Source organism: Phreatobacter sp. GW821-FHT04C01, from assembly GCF_059420385.1.
Genome location: NZ_JBWKTP010000029.1, coordinates 1 through 1209, shown reverse-complemented (window position 1 = coordinate 1209; position 1209 = coordinate 1). Strand labels below are relative to the sequence as shown.

General features: G+C 66.2%; 1 protein-coding gene. It reads left to right on the top strand.

What is annotated here, in order from left to right:
- The first annotated feature begins 21 nt into the window (after positions 1–21).
- Positions 22–1158, top strand: a complete 1137-nt coding sequence (locus AC07WJ_RS37165) for an IS481 family transposase (protein ID WP_494939771.1) — start codon at positions 22–24, stop codon at positions 1156–1158.
- Positions 1159–1209 lie beyond the last annotated feature (51 nt).

Sequence of the window (1209 nt, the reverse complement as noted above, 5' to 3'; positions counted from 1 at the left end):
GATCTCGAAAGGAGATCTGCGATGCCGTTCACGGGGGTCTCGGTGATGGATCTGAAGCGCGAGTTCATTCGCCTGGCGCAGATCGATGGTGTGAACAAATGCGAGCTGTTCCGGCGGTTCGAGATAAGCGCGAGCCTGGGTTATCGGCTGCTGGCACGCTATCGGGCCGAAGGCGAGGCCGGGCTTGAGGAACGCTCGCGCCGGCCACTGACGTCGCCGCGGCGCACGCCGGAGCCGATCGAGGCGGAGGTGCTGGCGGTGCGCGGGGAGAACCCCTGCTGGGGCGGGCGCAAGCTTGCCAAGGTGCTGAAGCGGCGCGGGCTGGCGGCGCCGGCGCCCTCGACGGTGACCGAGATCCTGCGACGCAACGGTGTGCCCTTGGGCGCGTTCGGCGGCGGCGTGCCGGCGTTCACACGCTTCGAGCACGCCGCTCCCAACAACCTGTGGCAGATGGACTTCAAGGGCCATGTGGCGATGCGCACAGGGCGGCTGCACCCGCTCACCGTCCTCGACGACCATTCCCGCTTCGCCGTGGTGACGGCGGCCTGTGCCGACCAGCGGACCGAGACGGTCAAGACCCGCCTGATCCAGGCTTTCCGCCGCTACGGCCTGCCCTGGCGTATCATGACCGACAACGGCTCGCCCTGGGGCAACGGTCCAGGCGACCCTTACACGCCGCTCGGCGTGTGGTTGATCGAGCAGGACATCACCATCGGCCATTCGCGGCCCTATCATCCCCAGACGCTCGGCAAGGACGAGCGCTTCCACCGCACCCTCAAGGCTGAGAAGCTCTCCGGGGCACCCTATGAAAGCCTCGCCCAGGCCGAAGCCGCACTCGAACGCTGGCGCCAAGTCTACAACACCGAACGGCCGCACGAGGCCATCGGCCTGGTCACCCCGATCGAGCGCTATGCGCCCAGCACACGGTCCTATCGCGAGCCCCCGCAACCCTTCGAATATGGCCCCGACGACAAGCCACGCCGCGTCCAGGCCGGCGGACACTTCAGCTTCGAGGGCCGCCGCCTCAAGGTGCCGAAAGCCTTCGAAGGCAAAACCATCGCTCTACGCCCGGCAGGACGCGATGACGTCTACGACGTCGTCTTCCGCACACAGCGCATCAAATCCATCGACCTCACAGTCACAAACCACCATGATTGAACCGTCTCGGATGTCTCCGAACACCTGTCTCGGATGTCTCCCGTCTATACA